Origin of the sequence: Gimesia sp., assembly GCF_040219335.1 — a bacterium.
Taxonomy (GTDB): Bacteria; Planctomycetota; Planctomycetia; order Planctomycetales; family Planctomycetaceae; genus Gimesia.
Window position 1 is genome coordinate 261,027 of the sequence record NZ_JAVJSQ010000031.1, and the last position, 21,024, is coordinate 282,050.

The following is a 21,024-nucleotide window of genomic DNA, read 5'->3' on the forward strand; positions in this document are numbered from 1 at the left end:
TAGAATCAGAACAATGAGACGACCGGGACAGTCTTATTGAGCAAGCATCGTCTGAATGAGTTTGATAATCCGATCTTCAACACCAGGCTGAAATGGTCCATGCCAGCCGAAATATTTCATCGCTCCACCGCCCTCATAGCCCCCCTCTTTGAGGACTCGTTCGGAGGGAACATAAGCGAAGACCTCGTTACAATAACCGGCTACCCAGAGATGTTTCACAGAGAGTTCTTCGTGCAGACGAATGGCATAGTCGATCACCGTTTCCCCTCCCAGACCAATCAGAGTCAGATCCTCTCCGAACTCAAAGATCTGCGCTGAGAAAGGATACGAAGTGGGAATGTTACCCTGCTCTTCCAGTTGCACCAGCAGGTAATCTGTCAGCCGCTGTGTGTAAACATCCCCTTTCCCTTTTTGTGATTCGAGTTCTGCTTTTGAGGGAGGAGCGACAAAGGGGAGATCGGTGCGTTGGAACCGGACAGTCAGCGGTCCACGAACGGGATCAAGCTTCTGTTCTACCGCTCGATTGACCGCATGGGCCAGTGCCGTCCCATGCTGTTCAGCCAACTCCATCGTGCCCCGGGGATGCGGATTGGCATCGCCTCCACAACCAAGCATGAACATAGCCAGTGTTCCCGGATACTGTTTCTCAAGCGCAATTTGTGCGAAGCCGGCGTAATCGCCACAAAATTCAAACAGGGCAATTGTGGTATTATGACAGGCGTATCCAAACAGGATTGCCCGCAGTTGACCTTCGCTGTCCGTCACCTTCAAAACAGGCACACTGTGATCGACGGGGCCATCCGGATTGATCCGTCCACGACGGTTAATCGCAAAGGTGGCCTTCTCTTCTCCAAAGCTGAGATTGGCCGGCTCAAGCGATTGACTGGCTTCTACGATGACTTTCACCAGCTTTCCCTGCAGTGTCTCCGCGTAGTCATCGACGTCCTTCTGTTGCTCTGGAGTAAAATCGTAAGCGAGTGCAGCACACCCCTTGACGACCGGGCTGCAATGCGTGTGCGAAGAATTGAGCATAATTTGAGAACGACTGATTCCGGTCTGGTTGCTGACTCGTTTGCAGACCGCATCGGAAATTTCGCGGGTCAGGCCAATCAGGTCGGTCGTCACGATCACCGCCCGTTGTCCCTGCGGGTCTTCAAACACCAGTGCTTTGGCCCAGAGTGGATGCTGCGTGCTTTGTGCGGGTTTCTTGCGGGAGGCATAACCGGCCAGCCAGATGTTTTTTGCAGGAGTGATGTCGACCCGCGCCTGACCGACCCTCCAGTCTGCGGCAAGCAGGACGGAATAATTTCCCCCAAACAGTCCAATCAGAATCACCAAAAGCGTCTTCTGCATTGTCGTCAACATCTTTGATTCCCTTAGAAAATAACCTGTCTCAGGCGCATTGGCGTATCGACCAGGTGAAGCATCACATAAACACGATTTTATCTTACAACCTGTCGACCTGAAAACGAAGTCTCAGGGGATGGGACGCTGTTGACAATCCCCTTCCAAGGGCTACGATGTTGCCAGTAATTCAACCGTTGAAACTGACTTCGACCGGGAGCAAAAGACATGGACGACTTCATTGCGGCTCTACCCAAGGCGGAACTGCATCTGCACATTGAAGGAACGCTGGAGCCGGAACTGGCGTTTCAACTGGCCGACAAGAACCAGGTTTCGCTCCCGTTTGCATCCGTCGATGAAATGCGGGCCGCTTATGACTTTCAGGACCTGCAATCCTTTCTGGATCTGTATTATGCCTCGATCAGCGTTGTCTGCACCGAGGAAGACTTCCATGATCTGACTCTGGCCTACCTGAAAAAAGCGGCTTCTCAAAACGTCCGCCATACCGAAATCTTCTTTGATCCCCAGTCGCACACGGCGCGTGACATTCCCATGGAAACCGTATTGAACGGCATTACTTCCGCCCTGAAACAGGGAGAAAGGGAGCTGGGCATCTCTTCCCGATTGATCCTCTGCTTTCTGCGACACCTGTCGGCTGAGTCTGCCTGGGAAACACTTCAGCAGGCACTCCCCTTCCGCGAGCAGTTCATCGGCGTGGGACTCGATTCCTCTGAAGTAGGACACCCGCCCTCAAAATTCGTTAAGGTCTTCGAAGAAGCACGTCGAAACGGGTTACACATCGTGTGCCATGCAGGAGAAGAAGGTCCTCCAGAATACATCACCGAAGCTCTGGACCTGCTGCATGCGGAACGCATTGATCATGGAGTCCGCTGCATGGAAGACCCCGCCCTGGTCGAGCGGCTGGCAGCAGAACAGATTCCGCTCACCGTCTGTCCGCTTTCCAATGTACGGCTCTGCGTCTATCCGGACATGTCTCAACACCCGCTCAAGCGGATGCTGGAGGCTGGGCTGCGCGTGACTATCAACTCTGACGACCCACCCTACTTCGGTGGATATGTCAATAAGAACTTCACAGCAGTGCAGCAGGCACTCGACTTATCCCGACAGGAACTCATTCAGCTGGCGCGAAACTCATTTACCTCTGCATTTCTTTCAGACGCGGAACAACAGAAGCTGCTGTCAGAGCTGCCTGAGGAAATCGATTGAAACCGGTTCAGTTAAGTGTATCCAGCACCTGATTGAGATACTGTTTCGTCTTAGGATCCAGCTTTTCATAACCCTTGTCGGAGCGAGGCTGGTCCATCGCGTGCCGCATTGCGTTGTGCATCAGATAGCGGCCCGAATCGAGTTTCATATGAATCGCATCCCGGTAGATGTCTGTAATCTGATCAAAAGGGGCCTTACCGGATTTGATGTCGGCATCGACCTGCTCCAGCAGATCGATGGCATGAGTCTGTTTGAATTTCCGCTCCGGATATTTTTTCTGGAGTGCAGCCAGCAGGGCTTTGATATATGCGGGGCTGTGCTGCAGTTTTCCCGAGATTTCCTGATTCCGGTATTCATCCTCCCGTGTCGCACTGCGCGCCCAGCCGGTATGAATGATGAAGGTCGCCCTGGGCTGCATCTCAATCCATTGGGAAATCGTAGCCACATCTTCAGCGAGTGTGGAACCGTAGTGCGGTTGAACGGAGATCAGATCGTACTGCTTCTCCTTGAGGGCGGTCGGCCACAGAGTCGAAGTTTTGACGCAAGGCTGCTCCGGGTGCTCATGAATATAAGGCAGGCTCTTGCCACAATCCACGTGCCACTGCACATCGCCGTGGAGTAATGCCGGAGCGGTATCCCAGGTCAGAGAGTTACCGATCAGGTAATAGCTTTTCGCTTTCTCTTCCGCCTGCAGAGAGACGCTAAAAAATAGAATTCCCACTGTTGTGAGACCAAGAACAAACAGGTTGAACAGCCTGGACATGGGAAGCATCCTTCTGAGAGCGGACTGAAAGGTTAAGCGGCCATCCCTGAGAAAACATACCCCCGGCAGGGTTCGAACCTGCGACCTATGCTTTAGGAAAGCATTGCTCTATCCAACTGAGCTACGGGGGCCAAGTGGTCCTAATATAGTTATGGCTCCGGGCTTTCGTCAAACGACTGCTTCTCGTGTTTTGAGAGTGACACCAAAAAGATGAGACAGGCTCGGTTTTCGGCTTAGTTCATCGGCTCCGCCTTAACATAAAGTTCCGGGGGCGCTTTCTCGTAATATTGGAACATGGCAGGACAGATCCAGCCTTCCATATCAGAATCGGCAAAACGGTAATAGTTGCCGCCCCGGTCCCCCCGCAACCAGACCAGCTTTTTCTGGTAGTCGGGGAAGGGGTTTGAAGAGAAGATCAGACGAAATCCCTGATCGGCATCGGGGATATCTTTTACGATCACATCGATCATTTCAGGTACTCCCGCCACAAAGGGTTCCTGAACGAGGCCGGCAGAACTGTCGTCGAAGACCCAGGTTCCCTGGTGCTTGTAAGGCGCAATGACCATGATCGCATTCTGTCGTGGCAGTGAATTCCCGAACGGTAACAGCCGGAGTTGCCAGGCAATGCCGAGGGCGACCAGGATCAATCCAAGTACCAAAAAACTCAGGCGGTCCCAGTGAGTCTTTGGCGTGCTGGTCTCGGCGGGAATCGATTCATCGGTCATGTGGTGTTGCTCCTGTGGGATCTATCAGTTGTCCGTTTCTATCAGTTTAACTGATTGTCCGCCAAAAGCGAAAACTTTGTCTTCCGTCATTGAGATTGACGACATTAATAGAAGACTTGGATTCTATCGATGGACGAGACAACGTGGCAAAACGCAGACAAAACGAACAGAATCAGAATGTAAATCAATGGGTTGCCGCCTTTTGCGGGCTTATTCTGGGAATCCTGCTTGAAGCAATACTCGGCAGTTATTCATGGATGGAGACCGGGCCGATGCTCCGATTTCAGAGCGGGGTACGCTTGCCAATCGTCGGTCCACTGCTGGGTGGCGCTCTGGCCTACCTGTTTGCACTTCATTTTGGACAGGTCAAATTGAAAGGTGCCCTGAGGCACAGCATCGTTGGAGCGATTGTGGGCCTGTTGATCGGCTATGTCCTGGGAGCTCTGGTACTGGCGCCCCTGATGGCGCAACAGGATCCCTACTACAACTTTCTCCGCAGCAAAGTCACCGCCGGTTATACCCGATATTTCATCTTCAACGGGATGCCGCTCTGTGGAATCATTGGCTGCCTGATTGGCTTCATTTACAGCGTGAAACTGAAACGGCGATAATCTTCTCCAACTGATTCTGTCTTCTGGTCACCAGTTGTATTCAATCCCGATGCCTGTATTGCCTCCCCAGGAGATGGGAAACATCCGCCAGTTGCGATCCGCCTGCTGTGTGGCGTCGACTGCATTCGTAGCCACCCAGGCCATGTACCAGCCCAGGAACGCCTGCGAGGGATAATGGCGATTGTCATTCAGGCGAGATAATGGGGCCAGCGTGGAACCGGCATAATACAGCACTTTGAGCAATGGTCGATCAGTGACCTTGGCTGCTGCCAGGAAGGGAATGGCTCCCATGAAACTGTGGCCGCTGACACCATTGTTGTCCTGAAAAGGCTTCCACTTCGCATTCGCTGACGTCTCTCCCGGGCGTGAAGCACCGGTGATAGATTGCATCGCCAGCATGGGGGGAGTACCGACAATAATTGCGCGAATCGAGCGTTCTCCCCATTCGCCAGTCGCATTGATCAGCGGCACCTTTTCAAACAACAGTCCGGCACCCCAGGCGGCAGCAAACAGCGGTAAGGTATAGCGACCATTGCCCAGTTCTTTTTGCGCATGAAAAGTTTCCAGCCATTCATCGGACGACGCACCCAGTACGCTGGACTGCAGATGATTCTGAATACCGCCATCCAGCGAGGTATTGGCTATAATCGCCCCCACCCCAAATCCACCTGCCAGCCAGACCAGAGACTCTTTCGAGTAATAGTGCTGATGGTCCTCTTTGATGCGACTCCAGAGTGAAGGTGGGGAAGTACCAAACTCTTCTTCAAGTGAAGGATTCACACATTCAAAATCCCCCTCGATCCCTGCCTGCGGATCTTCCTGAAGGAATCCCTGGATTTGAATCCGTGTGGATTGTTGCGGGTTCTCCTCATTTTCGGTAAGCGGGGCTTTGAGGATATCATCAGGTCGATGCAGGAGCCGTTTAAAACCAGAATATGGTTCAATACTGTCAGCTGTCGGACCATTTATATGAGCCAGTCCCTCTTCCCTAGTTTGCTTTAGGGAGGCGGGAGAATCCAATTCAATGATCCGGTGAAAGCCCGGAGGTTCCACCAGCTCCATCGCTGATTCCGAATCGACACCGACGACCGTTTCAACGTGTGTTCTTTCCTTCATTGTGAGACAGCCGGTGGCCAGGCACATCAGCAGCAGATAACACAGGACCGGGAGCAGTCCGCTTCTGTACCTTGTGCGCAGAATCAGCGTCAAAATTGATTTCATAAATCTAAATCAGTCTAGCTGGTAGACGGTCTAACGAGATGAAGGAGGAGGTGAGCAATTGAGAGAGAGGTTGTATTCGCAGCCAGTCAGCCACGTGTCGTGAGAGAGGTGAACGCCATCCTTATGGTGAGAGTGAAACGGAGTTGTCGCGCTCCTGGCAACTCCGTCCCTCATCTCACTCTCAACCATAAATGAATAAAATGCTTTTCTGAAAAATGACTTAACCACACTTATGAAATCGAGGCTGCGGAATGAACTATTAAATTCGATCGTCTTTTTGAGATCCGGTGACTTTCAAATCAGGAAACCAGCGATCGGAGTAATACAGTTCATAAGCAGACTGGAAAAGCGCAATCGCATTGTGGACCATTTCCTGATCCGGAATTTTCCGTTGATCCAGTTGATGGTTGGCCCGATTCAGTTCGAATTCTTCTGCTGATTGCCCATAACCAAGTACAACCATCCGATTTTCTGAGTCCAGTAGTGCAACATCATGATTGTGCTGCATGATGGCACGACCGTGTTCGGGTTCTCTCTGGAGCACATCATAGCCAAAGAAGACAGAACGATAGTCACTCCCCAATCGTCCCATAATGGTCGGAGCAATATCCAGCGTACAACCCAGCGTACTGCAGCGTTCTCCCTGCCCCTTCCCATCTGGCTGGATCATCAATACCGGCACACGATAGGAACTCATCGGAAACAGTTGGCTGCCGGTAACGCGGGCTCCGTGATCTCCCATCACCACAAAAATCGTATTGTTATAAAATTCGTGGCTCTGCGCTTCCCGGAAAAAGTAACCCAATGCCCAGTCTGCGTATTTCACAGCATTATTCCGAGTCTGTTCTGTCTCGGGAATGCGTCCCTCAGGATAGGTGTAGGGCCTGTGATTTGACACAGTCAACAGCGTTGCAAAGAACGGCCGACCGTTCTCCTGCAGTTTGTCGAGTTCTCCCAGAGCCTTGCGAAACAGATCTTCATCGCTGACACCCCAGGCGTTAACAAACACAGGATCCTGAAAATCAGACTGTTCACGGAAGTGATTGAAACCGTTGGCCTTCATGAAAGACCGCACACCATCAAAGAGTCCCCGACCGCCGGTCATGAAGAGCCGCTCGTAATCTCGCTCAGCCAGGACATTCGCGATGGTAAAGACCCGTTCGGAATGATCGCGTTTCAGAATGGATTCGGTCGGAATGGGAGGCATGGAGGTCATCACAGCTTCCAGTGCCCGTGCCGTCCGATTACCGGTGGCATAAAAGTTATCGAACAACAGCCCCTGTTTACTCAGCTCATCAAAGTGGGGAGTTAATCCCCGGCCATCTCCCAGTACACCGATGAAGTCGGAACCCAGACTTTCTTCCAGAATGATAACAATATTGTAGTCTTTTTGTGGTTTACCTGTAGCCACCATGCGATCCACGGGATTACTTGACCCCGATTTCAAATGATCGCCGGCCCCCACGATCTGTTCCCGTAAACGCTGAGTCACTTCCTGATTTTCGAGTGTCAGGTAGTTCTTGTTGAAGTCGAAATGACAGGTCCAGGCGTAATACACAAAACTATACAGTCCGTTCCACGAGCATTCATTTACCACACGATCACGACTGACCTGACGACTCTCTGCACTGGTGGATGTCCAGAGCAGAGCAATCGCTGTCAACACGGTGGCAAACAAACCAAAGCGACGCCGGAACGGGAGTGGAATAGAAATCTGTTTTTGAAAATGATTTCTCAGAAGAAACCAGCAGCAACCACTAAACAATCCAACGACGGTCAACAGTTCTATGATCGGATACGACTCCCAGATGTTACAACAGACTTCACGGGGATAGACGATGTATTCAAACGCGATGTAATTCAATCGCGATTGAAATTCTTCGAAGAAAACAAACTCCGCGATGCAGATAAAAGGCAGAAACAGAAAGGCGATGATCCAGGTCAGATCGAAGAGACTCTGGTTAATTCGTCCCGAGACACGTCGATTCGGTACGAACGTAAAATGCGTCAGCTGGGGGATTATAAAGCAAAGTGACACCAGCACATCGAATTGCAGTCCCACCAGAAATACAGACAGCCCCTGAAGCAGGGTCAACTTTTGCAGATCTGCATAAGCCACCATCATCGCAATCCGTAGCGTCAGCAGAAAGCTGAGCATGATTGCAAAAATGATGGCCAGAACGGTATACCGTCCGGACCACTCCGCAAACCACGCATACAACCGTTCGGGCAGGGCTGCAAATCTTCTCACTGGTCCGCAGTCAGCCGCCTTCGTCTCCACATTGGTTTCTGTCAAATTGAGAAACGGCTCGGTTGTATAGATTCCTTTTGACATAGGTCGAAAATCCTTTTCTTCCCGGGCTGATGAGGTCGCCCCATACCCTGTTTCAGTTTCAGATCTCAAATCCGAAACCTTTAGTAATTCAGTTTAAAAAAATACCAGGGATTGAAATTCACTATACCCACGAGAATCCAGCCGCTTGCAGACGCAACCAGCCACACTCCTATAGTTATAGTAGTCTGGTGTAAATTTTTTTGGCGGGTACGTGTATCACTACCGCGTTACATCGGATGACACATTGTGGCGGGTGCTGTTGTGTTGCAACAGTTCATGCAGTTCCATCCGCCCGTTGTAAGTCTCGAAGTCATGCACTGAGACGCCGAAGTCATGCAGGGCATCTGCTGACCAGGTCGGCCAGGGAGACCAGTTGGCCCGTGGTGAAGCCAACACATCTACGGGGAGCCAGATGAATGCAGTCAGTAAAGTCGCGAGAACGAGACTGACAGAAGCCAGACCTCCGGACAGAGAAATTCGATGGTCTGTTTTGTGATTTTGTGCGATCTGTGTCAGACGACGGGCGCGGCTGGCAATCATACTCTGACCGCGGCCAAACGCCAGAGGCGTATGTGTTTCATCTGGCTGAGTCGCACCATATTCAATAATGGTCAGGAGCGTACGCAGGTATTGCGCAATTTCCTGGGGAGTCTGAATCGCAGCCTCATCACAGGCAAATTCCCGGCACAGTGCCGATTGCTGTGAAGCCCACCAGACCATGGGATGGAACCAGAAGATGACTTCCACGAGTCTTTGCAGGAAGAGTTGCAGGGGATGTCCGGTCTGCAGATGCTCCAGTTCGTGCCTGATAATGAAGTTGAATTTCTGAGGTTCGAAATCCAGTAAATACTCGGGAATAATGATATAGGGATAATGTAACTGAGAGCAGAAGGGAGAACTCAGACGAGTCGTGGTCAGAAACCGGACTTGCTGTTTCCCGGAAAGCTTAAACTTCTGGGAAAGCTCATCCAGAGCTTCTGTAGAAATATACTCACTGATTTCCACCGGCCTGCACGATTTAAGAAAACGGTTGACCTGCCAGGCGCGAAAGAGAAATACCATCAGTGAGAGTACAGTTCCCCCCAGCCAGATCCAGAACAAAAATCGTCCCATCTGCATCTCGATACTGAGTAAGGTCGATGCATGATTCGTACTGAGCTGATTCCAGGGGTTTAGAAATCGGGGATGTGGCAACAGCACCGAAACCAGAATTAACGATAACAGGATACCATAACAGACAGTCCACAACCGGCTTTGTACCCGTTCACTCTCAACGAGTCTGCCGAGCCAGTGAGTGGCGATGATAACAATCGACACCTGCACGGTCAGAGAAACAACCAGTTCCAGAAATTGGGTGGAACTCATGCGTCTGCCTCCAGTGACTGGATGGCGAGTTTGAGTTCTTCAATATCAGACTGCGACATCGAATCGCCCTCTACCAGACTGAGTACCAGAGATTTTACCGAACCACCGAACAGTCGATCGGTCAGATCAGCTGCCATGCTGCGACTGATCATCTCACGCGATACAGTGGGTTCATATTCGTAGGCACGCCCCTTTTTCTGCTTTCTGACGACGCCCCGCGTCTCATCGAGAATCTTGAGCGTTGTCATTACCGTCGTGTAAGCCAGCGGACGTTCAAGTGAATCTACCACTTCCTGGACGGTAGCGCGGCCTTTGCGCCAGACAACATCCATGACTTCCAGTTCGCATTTTGTCAGATGAGTTTTTGTCATCGTAACCATTCCTTTTCATCGACAGCAGACTTTGGTCAGTATCGACATTCCACTCATGGCCGACAGGCCACATTCCGTATTTTATAAACTCTTACAGGCCTGAGCGGCGTGCCAGTTGTTGATATGTTTTTGTATCGATGGACTCTGAAATAAATCGAACATGACCGTCGCCGAACAGAAAACTGGTACCGCCCGGATGGCGACTGGAAAATTCACATTCGTCACACAATTTACAATTGGGGGAAGTCATGTTACTTCCCGTCACCCGACAGGCTGCATCTTCCCCTGCCAGATCGACTCCCAGCCAGGTGGATGGGACCATCGCCATGGTGCGTTCTCCCACAACTGAAGTATTACTTAAGCCCCGCTGCAAATCGCGAAAACGTATCGTCTGAGCATACACAAATGCGCCGTCCCCAGGTGGAGGGGGCATTCCGTCGTCTGCTTCAACTGTACCGTAGACTCCTACATAACTGGCGGTTGGCAGCTCCATAATTGCCGCCCCTGCACCACCGGCAGGCTGCTCTTCATACAAGATAAAGGTTGGATCAAAAATATCAGACGGACAGAGAAAACCGGCAAGCGAAGTCCGCTTGGCACTTCGATTGAAAGGGTGAGCCAGTATCTGATTACGATCAACGATTTCATACACGGCCCGCTGTTCCAGGTAAGGCAGCAGTGGAACTGACCAGCTATACAGCGATTTCTGGGTAGACTCGAACTGCCAGCCCGCAGGAAGACAACCGGCGGTATCGTGATAACAGTGGATGGCAATTCCGATCTGTTTGAGCTGATTTTTACACTGCAGCTGACGGGCAGCTTCGCGTGCGGAACCAACGGCAGGCAGAATCAGACTGACGAGAGTGCCTATAATACCGCAGGTCACCAGCAATTCCAGAACGGTAAATCCAGAGCGAGAACGCGAGTTTGATCTTTGTCGCCGTACTTTCCCTCCACCACAGCTGTGCTGTGAGTCAGGTAAGCCGACACAAAGTCCCGCAGGGCTCTGATGCATGTCTGAAATTCCTTTTTTTCCGAGAGAATCCATTCAGGAAACGTTTTGTACTAACACTTTAGTATTATGTCAAGAGGAAGCATCCCCCTGAAAAACCAGGCGGTGCCTGTGTCTTTCAGTTCACTTTGTTGAAGTCGATTCGCAGGTTCGCTGGAAACGAAAAACTATTCACACTTCACTCACTATTCTTTAACACTCGCCCGATAGGATACTCACCAGCATCAGGAAAGGGACTCCGAGCCCTGTTCCTTACGGTCAGTCAAGACCCATACCGGCACACCCCGCCTTGAGAAACTGAAACGCTGCTCTACATTCCATACGACTTTCTCACTTTAAGGAGACTGGAAAATGAGGACGTTACGTCCAATTTCTTCCCTCGCTACCGGTACGCGTCAACTACGAACGGAATCCCGCCGGGGTTTCACCCTGATCGAACTGCTCGTCGTCATCGCCATCATCGCCATTCTGATTGCCCTGCTGTTACCAGCCGTGCAACAGGCCCGCGAAGCAGCTCGCCGTACACAATGCAAGAACAACCTGAAGCAGATTGGCCTCGCATTCCATAACTTCCATGATGTTTACGATCGCCTGCCTACAGGCGCTCGTGACGGTGCCGGTGCTTCCTATGCCTGCTGTAATGCAACAGAACGTGCCGGCTGGAGCTGGCTGTATCACATCCTGCCTTACATGGAACAGTCCACAATTTACGACCTGGGAACCGATGCTGACCCGGTTGGCACATATCCCCTGGTGGGACGTAAGGGTGTCAAAGCTTACTACTGTCCCAGTCGCCGTAAGGTGACCTCTTACGGTAGTGGTTATTACCGCAGCGACTATGCCGGCAACGGTGGTCAACGTGAAGGTGGTATCACCTCAACACTCAGTCTCGGTAAGCGGGGTGTGGTCGTCAGAACGGACTCTAAAGAAGTCCGCATCAACGACATTAAAGACGGTGCCTCGAATACGATCATGGTCGCAGAAAAAGCACTCAACCCAGATCGCCACGGTCTGGATGGGGGAGACAACGAGCCCTGGGTCAACGCCGGCTGGGATGAATGTGTCATCCGCCACGGTGCTGGCCGAACCAGCGCCGGAGTTGAATACGGCCTGACTCCCCTGCCCGACGTGAAAGCGCCGACTGATACGGTTGCCGTTACCGACAAGGGTGGCGTCTCCTGGACTAACTGGCACCCCTTCTTCGGTTCTGCCCATGATGGTGGTATGAATGCCTGTCTGGCCGATGGCTCGGTTCGCCTGATCAGCTACAACATCGACGGCGACATCATGCGACGTATCAGCCTGACCGATGACCGGGAACCCCTGGAAAACTTCTAATGCAGCTTTCTCAATCGCCTGCGTAAAAGCCTGCATCATCGTGAGCGCAGGGCATCTGATGGCCCCCCCCGGAACCTGACGATGCCCTGCTTATTTTTGCTCAAGTATTCCCGCTCGAATATTTTTTAAAATTTTCACTGTAACACACTCGAGGAACCTGTTGTGAAATTTGCGTCTTGTCTCATACTGTTTGCTGCCGCCAGCCTGCTTTCCGCTTGTGGATCTGAAGCTCCCATGGACTCCGGAGAAATCACCCCTGATGTGAAATCCGAAATGGAAAAAGAAAAGCAGGAAGTTTTTGATTCGGAATCAGCGCACCGCGCGGCTCAGGAAAAGAAGTAATTTGAATATTTATTAATCGCTTACCCAGTCATTTCCAGATAGGAACCAAATATTTTGACCGTACAAACAAAATCATAATTTTATCTGTCTCCATTTCTTTACACTCAACTATTGACCATTTTTTTTGTCTCTCGATTACTCTAACTATAGTTCCAGGCCCTAGGCATATAATCTGAGGAGAACCCGGCCGTTTCGATGCTTTACCAGAGCTCCAGTACTTAACGAGTCTATAATTTGAAATTAATTCTTTATTTAAATTCTGATCTTTATGAATTGCTATACGAGTTTCAGTAACAGCTTGATTTGCTTTGGCGTTTTGAATCAGAGAGCAATGAGTTTCAAGTCGCCTCTCAATAGCCCACCATGCAAAATTCCCAACGAACCAAAATAGAACTGTCAAAAACACATTTTGGGCACTTGGGGATTTTAAATGTTTTTTTATGGATTCTACGAAAGCTTCAACATATTGAACTATGGTAAGTGAATTATTTGATACTAATTCATCTATTTCTGCCTGGATTTCCTGTGCAGCATCTTCAATATTTTCAGATGTACATGACGCATCATGAAATGTCTCTCGAAAATGATTTGAAATGATTTTCGAAATCCGACTCAAATCATTAGGAAGTGAGAATAAGCAATTATCAAACATTCCACTTGTAAGCTTAAATTGCCGAGCTATCAAATTTACGTCTGAAATAGAGTTCAAGATGGTACTATAAGAGTCTATGAATTTGTTAATCTCGAAAGCAGTTTTTATACCAGCTGGAAAACAATCGACTCCGATCAACTTAGGGTTCATCAACGGCATACGAAGCAACTCTCTGTCATTGCCAAGTAGTCCGAGTGGCTTCATCATCCTACTAAATACTAGATCTGAATTTTGTATTATTCCTATTGATTGGTTAATCGCTCCTGTCGCAAATCGAAGATTCGATAGATTGTTCAAATCAGTTAACAACCCAAGACCTAATGAAAATGTACTACTATAATCCCATAAATTTGAGTTATTAAAACTTTTCATTAGTGAAGAATACTGTTGTGGTAAGATTGATCTTTGTTTTTTTGAATACTTGCGTTTCTGACACATTAAGCAGTCCCCATTGATAAGTGTCGTTACCAGATTCGAGTCTATAGGTGGGCTAAAATGACATGTTCATTTTTCAATTCACTATTAGTCATGTTCCTCATCTGAGTAAATCACCTGCGCGGCCAGTTGGCTGTTTAAAGTTTCGGCGATCAACGCCCCCGAGATCAGCACCCCACCGGTGAGTAAAACCAACCCGTTGGTGAAGATCCCCAATGCGAGCAGAATGAATCCCCCCAGTAAAATCAGTTTATTGAGCAGGCTGTTGTGTCTGACAACTTTTTTCATCGTCATTTCCTTTTTCAGATTCGAATCGCGCCGGCATAGCGATCCATGAGCAGCGTACTGTCCAGCGCTTGCAATCGGGGTTCTACCAGGTCGTAAAGTGTTTCAGCCTCTCTGGCATCCCCCTGCTCAGCCAGTGCAATCGCGAGATAGGCGCGGTTGTAATCGACAATCAACTGCAGCATCGGCTCACTGTGCGCAATGGGTAACAGGTTCTCCTGGCATTCGTGAAACAGCTTTACTGCATCGCCGCTACGCCCCTGATGCAGTGCCAGGATTCCTTTGAAATAGGGAAGCAGAAATTTCAACAGTTCACTCAGCTGCTCTTGCTCTGCTTCTGCCATCAGTTGTTCTGCCAGTGGTATATTTTCTTCATATTTGAGTAAGGCATAGGCATAATCCAGTTGAGCCGTTGGATTTTCGGGAGCTGCTTCATACGCCAGTCGGTGACAATCTATCACCTGTTCGCGATCTTTGACGACCTCATACAGCTCAGACAGTCTGCCCAGATACATCCAGCGGGGAACATCGGGATCCTTTTCAAACGGCTTGACCAGTTTCATGCCCTCATCAAACTCTCCCTGAGCCGCCAGCGCGACACCATGGCGGCAAGCCAGTTCGTAATCGGGAACTTTGCCGACAAGGGTCGGACAGAGATCAATGACTTCATCCCAGTGTCCCCAGGCAAAGGCCTGCATCAGTCGTTTGTATTTTCGAGCCGGTGACAAATACGTGAACCAGAGACTGATCGCCAGCGGCCATAACATCACCACGACGACACCGATATCTATTGGGTCCAGATCGTCAGGATTGTCAAACCAGCCTAATTTGTAATACCAGCGGTACGCAAAGACCCCGATGACCAGCAGATAAAACCAGGCAGATTGCCAATAAGCACGCCGAAGAGTAAACAGTAGTTGCTGAAAATCGCTCAAATATTGCATCTTCACCAGATCTTCTGCTGTCAGATGCTCTTCCACATCCTTGTTATCAGGGAACAGATTTGTCGCGGCTGCAAACGCATCATCGCTATGGAGTGTGATATCAACAAACCCCTGCTCTTCCAGTTCGTTGCAGGCTTCGCGGGCACTTTCCGCCTTCACTCGATGTGTGTCTCGCTTTCCGCGTGTGTCCGTAGCGGTGATCAGATAGACGGGCATAGGCTGTTCCTGATTAGCTGCAGTGACTTATTTTCTGTTCGACCCTGATGAACAGAAAGCATTCGGTCGATCGATTACAAAAAAGCTATCAACCAGTCTACCACGTCACATTCTTCCACTACACAATCGGGTTTCGATTTCATTCTGGAAAATCAAAATAATCGCCAGGCACAACTGCAGACTTGATTTCTCTATCTTCCGCGTCCGTGATTGCAGAAACATAAAAAAACATCGCGGACCGAAATCCGCGATGTTTTATTGAGTTCCGCTCTGAACGGCTATTCGTAATACATTGCAGCAGGTTTATTCAGGCACAACCGGCGAAACGAAGTCAGACGGCTTGAAGGTCAGCACGGAGCAGTTAACCTTTTCCAGCATCCGCTCAGCGGTATTCCCGATAAAGAAACCACTCAAACCGGAACGTGCGAGTGTACCCATCGCGAGCAGATTGACTTTATGCTCGGCGAGGAAAGCCGGGATTGCCACATCAGGGGAACCTTCCAGCACATGTACCTGCACACCATAAGTCAAAGTACGAAAATCGGTTTGTGCCAGTTGCTCATTGAGTTCGTTTTCGATTTCAGATTTGATGTCTTCAGCACATTTTTTGAGTGTTTCCTGATTGACTCCCAACCCCTTCAGTCGTTCGTCGAGTCGTGTATCAATGGCGTGGACAAGATGAATTTTCATATCCGCCACTTGAGCAGACGAAACGATGAAGTTCAGAATATCGCTGCTGACTTCGCTCATGTCACTGGCGACGACAATTTCCGGAATCTCGGGCTCTTCATCAACTTTCACAGCATAGACCGGGCAGGGACACTGACGGAAGAGGTTCATCACGGTGCCGCCAAACAGGCGTCCGGTGAATCCATGTGGCCGTGTGCCGACCAGAACCATGTCATGTTTCTCGCGAATCACTTCCAGAATAATTTCCCGCCAGGGAGCTCCGAAAGCGACTTTCGAAGAACTCTCCACTCCCTTTGCATTGGCTTGTTCGATCAGCTCACTCATCACGCGGTGGGCTTCGTCTTCGACATTATTTGTCAGGTGATCTCGGTCTTCTTCCAGCAGATGCTTGGTATGGGCCGAAAGATCCATGGCTGCAAAGAATTCGAGCCGGGCATTGAACAATGCTGCTACCCAGATGGCACGTTCGACAGCTTCCGCGGTCTGCTCGTTAAGCTCTTCTGCCACCAGGCGATCCGCGTGGGTCAGATCGACGCCGACCAGAATGGAATTGATGTTTTGCATGGGTATTCTCTCGTTGTATTGTTGAGCGTAAACCGAACTCTCCATCAATATTATGACAGAAGTCGGATCTGGTTCCTAGTTGAAATCCGTTGTTAGAACGTGAGTTATACCGACTCCGCCACACGAATGCCAATCTACTGACTCACCTCAGAGCTATTGTTTCGGCTTTTGCATCAGCAGAATAAATTCATGGACTTTATTCACGCGAAAGACCGAGGGAAAACCGAGTGGTCTGAGATTATTGTATTCTGCCTGACGGTTCCAGATGATCAGATCATCATAAATCATGCCGATCTCCTGCAACCGGGCTGCGAGATCACTGTGCAGAGGAAAAAAGCGGCTTTTCTTGCGGAGATCCATCACAATCACACAACAGTAGCCCCCTGGCCTGAGCGCCGTCTGCACATCCTGAAAAACACAGGCTAATTCCTGCAGAAAGTCTTCGTAATCTTCCACAACTCCCAGATCGTGTTCATGATTTCCATAATGCCTGACCTCTTTATGGTCGGCGGAGCGGCGCTGGTTGAGCACATCCCAATAAGGGGGTGAGGTGATACAGAGATCCACACTCCCCGGAGTGACGTAATCAGACAGATTCAAGGCGGAACCATGATGAATACGCGAGCGAGTGGAAACGGTTTCCCCATCACCTGACTCATCCGTGAGCTCACTCAGTTCGGCCAGTCTCCGGGCGGCGATCTCGGCGTACTCGGCCGAGAGTTCCACTCCCACACCCGTTTTTCCCATCTTCTCCGCGGTAATCACTGTACTACCCGAGCCGGCAAAAGGATCGAGAATGACATCCCCATCCAGAGGGAGAAAGGTCTCAATCAGTCGTTCTACCAGCATCTCCGGGAAAATTGCCGGATGCTTGAGCCGGCCTTCTTCGGTCGATTTACGGATGTCACTCCAGACGCTGATCGAGTTTTGAATCCAGCGTTTACCATCCAGGGTATTGTATGGAGGCGGTAGCGTTCTGGTTCGTTTCTTTTTGGCTGGTTTAGGATCAGAAGTCGACACGCGCGCTAAGCCTCCTGCTGAATAACGGCTCACTCGGTCATCTTTACTGCCTACAGGGTACCCGGTTTAGAGACTTTGTAAATAGGCATTCAGGTCTGCCATGTCCTGTGGAGTGAGATCCTTCAAAAGTCCGGTTGGCATCAGAGATGTGCTTTTCTTGTTTTCAAAATCAATTTCATCCGCTTCAATGCGGGTGGTCTGATTATTCGAATCCCGCAGGGTCAGTCCATCCACCGAACGATAGACCACCAGCCCGGTATAGACTTTGCCATCCACGGTACCAACGATTGTGGTTTGATACCGGGGAGAAACATCACGGTTGGGAGAAACGATCGCGGTGAAGAGATCCTCACGGGAGAAACGACGGGCGACTCCCGTCAAAGCTGGTCCCAGAGCACTGCGGTTTCCGTGACACTGAATACAGGCCCGCTTCCGGAATAACGCTTCCCCCCGCTCCTTATTGCCGGTCTCCCAGTCGACAGTGGCCAGCACCGCATTTAATTTCTCCGCCTCTTCTCGCCCCTGCTGCAACACCATCTGATAGACCTGAGGGTACGTTTTAGCAATCCATTCCTCCCAGGCCTGAACCAGGGCGCGAGCCTTATCCGGGTCGGCGAGATCCGAAACCTGACCAAACTGTTGCCCGGTCCAACGCTGCAGTAACGGAATGATCCGCGCCTGCAGATTTTTTTCCCGCTTGTCATACCCCAGTCGTCGTAGTGTGGCAAACAGCTTCACCGTTTCCTCTGGCTGTTGTGGAGGTGACAGTTTTTCGAGCGCCTTGACACAGGCTTCGAGCACTTCAATCTGGGATGATTCCAGCCCTGCAATAAATTTGCCCCGATCCTGCTCTTCAGGTTGCGCCGCGAGTACTGCCAGCACAGCTGGCTGCAGCGCAAAATCGTCGTAAAGATCACGAATCATTTCCCGATGTGCAGGTTTTGTTGATTCGCCAAATACAAAAATCACATCACTGTTCCACTGAAAATCAGGGGTAGCTTCAATCTTACGCTCGAAAGCTTCAATCGCCTTGCCCAGAAACTGGGGAGGCAATTGACTGAGAAAGAGCACATGCCCCGGCAGACCAAAGTCAGGCTGTTTCACAATCTGGCGTGGGAGGTCGGCGTCGATCTTTACCAGTTGACTGTAGAGTTCTCTGAAGCGGTCATCCCAGTTGGTATCCTGTGGCAGCTTGAACCGGATCAGTTTCTCATCAATATGCACGAGGGCACTGGCGATTTTCTGCGACTGTTCCCGACTGCGGTCACTGGGAATGCGGGCCGCAACAATCAGATAATGAATGTCGGTCACCGGATCGGTATCGTCTGTAATTTTCGCCAGGATGCGATCCAGCAGCTTCGGATTGTAGGGCGAGAGCATCGCCAGGACCCGGGCCAGTTCATGATCGAGGATTTCGTGACTGCTGGGAAAGGCCTGCATCAGACGGATGCGAATCGGGTCGAGGTGCCGTTCGTGATCATTCAGATCGACGCCGTTGGCATAGCCATCAAAGACCGCTGCCATTTTTGTAGGTGGGCCCAGATCTCCGAGCCCCAACTGGATCAGTCTCAAGGCATCCAGACGCAGGTCGGTCTGGTAATCTCCTTCAAACACCGTGATCCCGGTGCGGACCGCCTGGGGGACGACACCGCCCCCCTGCTTAATGACCGTCGCATAAGCGAGCGTCATCAACGCGGCACCTTCATCTGGACCAATCCGTTCGGAGAGTGTTTTAAAGTCCTCAGCGTTCAATGTCGCAGCGGCCCGGGCTGCGGTCTGACGTACATATCGGGCCGTAGCTCCCAAAGTCTGTTGCAGACCATCCAGGCACTGGCTCTGATCGATCTGATCCCCCAGTTGCATAAGCGTCTCCAGCGCGAAGCGGGATACAAGGGCAGAATCATTTTTGAGCAACGCATTCAGCCACTCGGATTTGCGTGTTGGTTGATCGTGATAAGCAAGAGACCACGCCAGGCGGGCACGTACCCGCTCCGATTGATCCAGAATCAGGCGTTCGACGATTCGGTCCGGAAAACCACCCAGCTGTTCGGTTACGATTTCAATCGCTCGTAGACGCTGATCCTCTGGACGACCACCATCGAGGGCTGCCCGATAAAAGTCTTCCGGCTGCAGTTGTTTGAGCAGCGGAAGCCAGGCTTCCCGCGACCAGCTGCTCAAAGGCTGTGGTGCCGAGAGACAGGTATCGAGTTCTGCAGGCGTTTCTGTGGAATCTGTTAGAGGTGCCTCTTCCACATCCGCAAGATCAGGCTTTTGAGCGACGACCGGACCGACATAGTCGATTCGAAACACGCTGCCGCGAGTACCGCGCCCACCGACACTGACATAGAGTGCCCCATCAGCGCCGATGGCCAGATCGGTGGGGGCAAAGCCGAATTGCCCGACTCCTGTGATGAATTCGGTCGGCTCACTGGCATAGCTGCCGTCATAGTTTTCCAATGGAATCGCATGCACACGGCCGAAGGTCCAGTCGGCCACAAACAGGGCTCCCTGATACTCTGCGGGAAAACTCCGATGTCGATAGCAGGAGACACCGGTCGGTGAACCACGATGAAAAGCCGCGACTGCAGGTGGCATGTCTAAAAATGTATCGGGGCGTTTCCAGCTGCGGCTCCGCCAGCCTGCATTCGAACCGGGGAGCACATGAAAGACACGCGTAGGCCGGTACCAGGGGAGAGAAATGTCCCGCTCACCATCGCTGTCATAAGTAAAGATATCACCATTGGCCGAGAAAGTGAAATCGTAGGCATTACGAAAACCGTCGGCTCGAACTTCCCCTTTTGTGAGATCGGGAGTCAGCCGCATCAGGGTGCCGGCATAAGGTTTCTTGACAGGAGAGTTGTCGAGCGTAATATATTTTTCATTGATACCTGTTGTATTTCCGAGCAACAGATACCACCAGCCATCGGGGCCTTTTTGAATCGAATGGGTATTGTGTTCGCCACCGGTCCGGGTTCTTAAAAAGACATCCGGCTTGCCGTCCGCCCGATCATCGCCATCCTGATCGCGATAGCGGATCAGTCCAGCGTCTCCCGTGCAAAGTAAATCGCGGCCCAGAAAATACATTCCCTGGGCGCCACTGGCAGGACCGTCTGCGAATTGTTTGAAGGAATCGGCAACGCCATCCTGGTCTTCGTCAATCAGGATGCGCACGTAACCGGGGCCAGAAACGACAACGCGGCCCAGGGAGTCGACGGTCATGGAATAAATGTCATGCGCCAGGTCATCATCGGCATATAACGTCGCACGGAACCCTTCCGGAACCTTGAGTCCTGAAAAACTGTCGGCTGGTTTTGTCTGCGCAACAAGAGTTTCTGCGCCAACAAACAGACAGAGGAACAAGATAGCAAATCGATTTCCAGTTCGTCTGACGGCGCGTCGAATATTAAATAACCGCATTGTGCCTCATGGGGTTGGTGGTTTGAATTCTCAAAAGATCCCGATCACTGAACCTCAGAGGAACGAATGTCAGGTCAGGTAGCCTCGATTGACTGCAAAAGTATCATAGTGCCTGTCAATGGTCTAAGGCAATCCCCGCTTGTGAGA

At 50.9% G+C, this 21,024-nt stretch carries 18 protein-coding genes and 1 tRNA gene; 4 read left to right on the forward strand and 15 right to left on the reverse strand.

The genetic code is table 11. The features are described from left to right. Positions 1 to 33 precede the first annotated feature (33 nt). Positions 34 to 1,365: a neutral/alkaline non-lysosomal ceramidase N-terminal domain-containing protein gene (locus tag RID21_RS25950; protein ID WP_350194011.1), complete on the reverse strand. Its 1,332-nt coding sequence runs from the start codon at positions 1,363 to 1,365 to the stop codon at positions 34 to 36. Between the two features lie 207 nt (positions 1,366 to 1,572). Between RID21_RS25950 and RID21_RS25955 the strand changes: the two genes are divergently transcribed. After that, entirely contained in the window at positions 1,573 to 2,571 is a 999-nt protein-coding gene (locus RID21_RS25955) for an adenosine deaminase (RefSeq protein WP_350194013.1), read from the forward strand. Positions 2,572 to 2,578: 7 nt separating this feature from the next. Here the strand turns inward: RID21_RS25955 and RID21_RS25960 are convergent, their stop codons facing one another. The 3 genes from RID21_RS25960 to RID21_RS25970 all read right to left on the reverse strand — a co-directional run bounded on the left by RID21_RS25960 (position 2,579) and on the right by RID21_RS25970 (position 4,059). Then, on the reverse strand, positions 2,579 to 3,334 hold the full coding sequence (locus RID21_RS25960) for a hypothetical protein (RefSeq protein ID WP_350194015.1): 756 nt from the start codon (positions 3,332 to 3,334) through the stop codon (positions 2,579 to 2,581). A 57-nt stretch (positions 3,335 to 3,391) separates the two neighbouring features. Beyond that, positions 3,392 to 3,465: transfer RNA gene (locus tag RID21_RS25965), tRNA-Arg, on the reverse strand. Positions 3,466 to 3,567: 102 nt separating this feature from the next. Continuing rightward, on the reverse strand, positions 3,568 to 4,059 hold the full coding sequence (locus RID21_RS25970) for a DUF6717 family protein (protein WP_350194017.1): 492 nt from the start codon (positions 4,057 to 4,059) through the stop codon (positions 3,568 to 3,570). Between the two features lie 272 nt (positions 4,060 to 4,331). Between RID21_RS25970 and RID21_RS25975 the strand changes: the two genes are divergently transcribed. Next, a complete protein-coding gene (locus tag RID21_RS25975; RefSeq protein WP_350194019.1) occupies positions 4,332 to 4,670 on the forward strand; it encodes a hypothetical protein in 339 nt (112 codons plus the stop codon). A gap of 27 nt (positions 4,671 to 4,697) precedes the next feature. On the opposite strand, the gene RID21_RS25980 is transcribed toward RID21_RS25975, so the two are convergent. From RID21_RS25980 to RID21_RS26000, 5 genes are all read right to left on the reverse strand, one after another. Further along, positions 4,698 to 5,786 carry a phosphatase PAP2 family protein gene (locus tag RID21_RS25980; RefSeq protein WP_350194021.1) on the reverse strand — a complete coding sequence of 363 codons (1,089 nt, stop codon included), beginning with the start codon at positions 5,784 to 5,786 and terminating at the stop codon, positions 4,698 to 4,700. Positions 5,787 to 6,150: 364 nt separating this feature from the next. After that, complete coding sequence (locus RID21_RS25985) at positions 6,151 to 8,226, reverse strand: LTA synthase family protein (RefSeq protein ID WP_350194023.1); 2,076 nt, start codon at positions 8,224 to 8,226, stop codon at positions 6,151 to 6,153. Positions 8,227 to 8,445: 219 nt separating this feature from the next. Beyond that, the gene (locus RID21_RS25990) at positions 8,446 to 9,591 is read right to left on the reverse strand and encodes a M56 family metallopeptidase (protein WP_350194025.1); all 1,146 of its coding nucleotides are present in this window, start codon (positions 9,589 to 9,591) and stop codon (positions 8,446 to 8,448) included. Further along, positions 9,588 to 9,962, reverse strand: a complete 375-nt coding sequence (locus RID21_RS25995; protein ID WP_145189194.1) for a BlaI/MecI/CopY family transcriptional regulator — start codon at positions 9,960 to 9,962, stop codon at positions 9,588 to 9,590. Before RID21_RS25995 ends, RID21_RS25990 begins: the two co-directional genes overlap by 4 nt. A 91-nt stretch (positions 9,963 to 10,053) precedes the next feature. Continuing rightward, positions 10,054 to 10,977 (reverse strand): DUF1559 family PulG-like putative transporter, encoded by a 924-nt coding sequence (locus tag RID21_RS26000; RefSeq protein ID WP_350194027.1) that lies wholly within the window; start codon positions 10,975 to 10,977, stop codon positions 10,054 to 10,056. A 348-nt stretch (positions 10,978 to 11,325) separates the two neighbouring features. Between RID21_RS26000 and RID21_RS26005 the strand changes: the two genes are divergently transcribed. Together RID21_RS26005 and RID21_RS26010 are read left to right on the forward strand one after the other, a co-directional pair. After that, a complete protein-coding gene (locus RID21_RS26005) occupies positions 11,326 to 12,312 on the forward strand; it encodes a DUF1559 domain-containing protein (protein WP_350194029.1) in 987 nt (328 codons plus the stop codon). 162 nt (positions 12,313 to 12,474) lie between these two features. Next, positions 12,475 to 12,654, forward strand: coding sequence for a hypothetical protein (locus tag RID21_RS26010; protein WP_145189203.1), 180 nt, complete (start codon positions 12,475 to 12,477; stop codon positions 12,652 to 12,654). 28 nt (positions 12,655 to 12,682) lie between these two features. Here RID21_RS26010 and RID21_RS26015 read toward each other — a convergent pair whose 3' ends face one another. The 6 genes from RID21_RS26015 to RID21_RS26040 all read right to left on the reverse strand — a co-directional run bounded on the left by RID21_RS26015 (position 12,683) and on the right by RID21_RS26040 (position 20,877). Then, positions 12,683 to 13,744, reverse strand: coding sequence for a hypothetical protein (locus RID21_RS26015; protein WP_350194031.1), 1,062 nt, complete (start codon positions 13,742 to 13,744; stop codon positions 12,683 to 12,685). Positions 13,745 to 13,828: 84 nt separating this feature from the next. After that, entirely contained in the window at positions 13,829 to 14,029 is a 201-nt protein-coding gene (locus RID21_RS26020) for a hypothetical protein (RefSeq protein WP_350194033.1), read from the reverse strand. Positions 14,030 to 14,043: 14 nt separating this feature from the next. After that, entirely contained in the window at positions 14,044 to 15,186 is a 1,143-nt protein-coding gene (locus tag RID21_RS26025; protein WP_350194035.1) for a tetratricopeptide repeat protein, read from the reverse strand. Positions 15,187 to 15,489: 303 nt separating this feature from the next. Beyond that, on the reverse strand, positions 15,490 to 16,440 hold the full coding sequence (locus RID21_RS26030) for a universal stress protein (protein ID WP_350194037.1): 951 nt from the start codon (positions 16,438 to 16,440) through the stop codon (positions 15,490 to 15,492). 153 nt (positions 16,441 to 16,593) lie between these two features. Further along, on the reverse strand, positions 16,594 to 17,460 hold the full coding sequence (locus tag RID21_RS26035; RefSeq protein ID WP_350194039.1) for a DNA methyltransferase: 867 nt from the start codon (positions 17,458 to 17,460) through the stop codon (positions 16,594 to 16,596). A gap of 66 nt (positions 17,461 to 17,526) precedes the next feature. Next, entirely contained in the window at positions 17,527 to 20,877 is a 3,351-nt protein-coding gene (locus tag RID21_RS26040; protein WP_350194041.1) for a PVC-type heme-binding CxxCH protein, read from the reverse strand. Positions 20,878 to 21,024 lie beyond the last annotated feature (147 nt).

Coding starts and splice junctions, on each gene's coding strand:
- RID21_RS25950 (WP_350194011.1), bottom strand. CDS start 1,365: ATGTTGACGACAATGCAGAAGACGCTTTTGGTGATTCTGATTGGACTG.
- RID21_RS25955 (WP_350194013.1), top strand. CDS start 1,573: ATGGACGACTTCATTGCGGCTCTACCCAAGGCGGAACTGCATCTGCAC.
- RID21_RS25960 (WP_350194015.1), bottom strand. CDS start 3,334: ATGTCCAGGCTGTTCAACCTGTTTGTTCTTGGTCTCACAACAGTGGGA.
- RID21_RS25970 (WP_350194017.1), bottom strand. CDS start 4,059: ATGACCGATGAATCGATTCCCGCCGAGACCAGCACGCCAAAGACTCAC.
- RID21_RS25975 (WP_350194019.1), top strand. CDS start 4,332: ATGCTCCGATTTCAGAGCGGGGTACGCTTGCCAATCGTCGGTCCACTG.
- RID21_RS25980 (WP_350194021.1), bottom strand. CDS start 5,786: ATGAAGGAAAGAACACACGTTGAAACGGTCGTCGGTGTCGATTCGGAA.
- RID21_RS25985 (WP_350194023.1), bottom strand. CDS start 8,226: ATGTCAAAAGGAATCTATACAACCGAGCCGTTTCTCAATTTGACAGAA.
- RID21_RS25990 (WP_350194025.1), bottom strand. CDS start 9,591: ATGAGTTCCACCCAATTTCTGGAACTGGTTGTTTCTCTGACCGTGCAG.
- RID21_RS25995 (WP_145189194.1), bottom strand. CDS start 9,962: ATGACAAAAACTCATCTGACAAAATGCGAACTGGAAGTCATGGATGTT.
- RID21_RS26000 (WP_350194027.1), bottom strand. CDS start 10,977: ATGCATCAGAGCCCTGCGGGACTTTGTGTCGGCTTACCTGACTCACAG.
- RID21_RS26005 (WP_350194029.1), top strand. CDS start 11,326: ATGAGGACGTTACGTCCAATTTCTTCCCTCGCTACCGGTACGCGTCAA.
- RID21_RS26015 (WP_350194031.1), bottom strand. CDS start 13,744: ATGTGTCAGAAACGCAAGTATTCAAAAAAACAAAGATCAATCTTACCA.
- RID21_RS26020 (WP_350194033.1), bottom strand. CDS start 14,029: ATGAAAAAAGTTGTCAGACACAACAGCCTGCTCAATAAACTGATTTTA.
- RID21_RS26025 (WP_350194035.1), bottom strand. CDS start 15,186: ATGCCCGTCTATCTGATCACCGCTACGGACACACGCGGAAAGCGAGAC.
- RID21_RS26030 (WP_350194037.1), bottom strand. CDS start 16,440: ATGCAAAACATCAATTCCATTCTGGTCGGCGTCGATCTGACCCACGCG.
- RID21_RS26040 (WP_350194041.1), bottom strand. CDS start 20,877: ATGCGGTTATTTAATATTCGACGCGCCGTCAGACGAACTGGAAATCGA.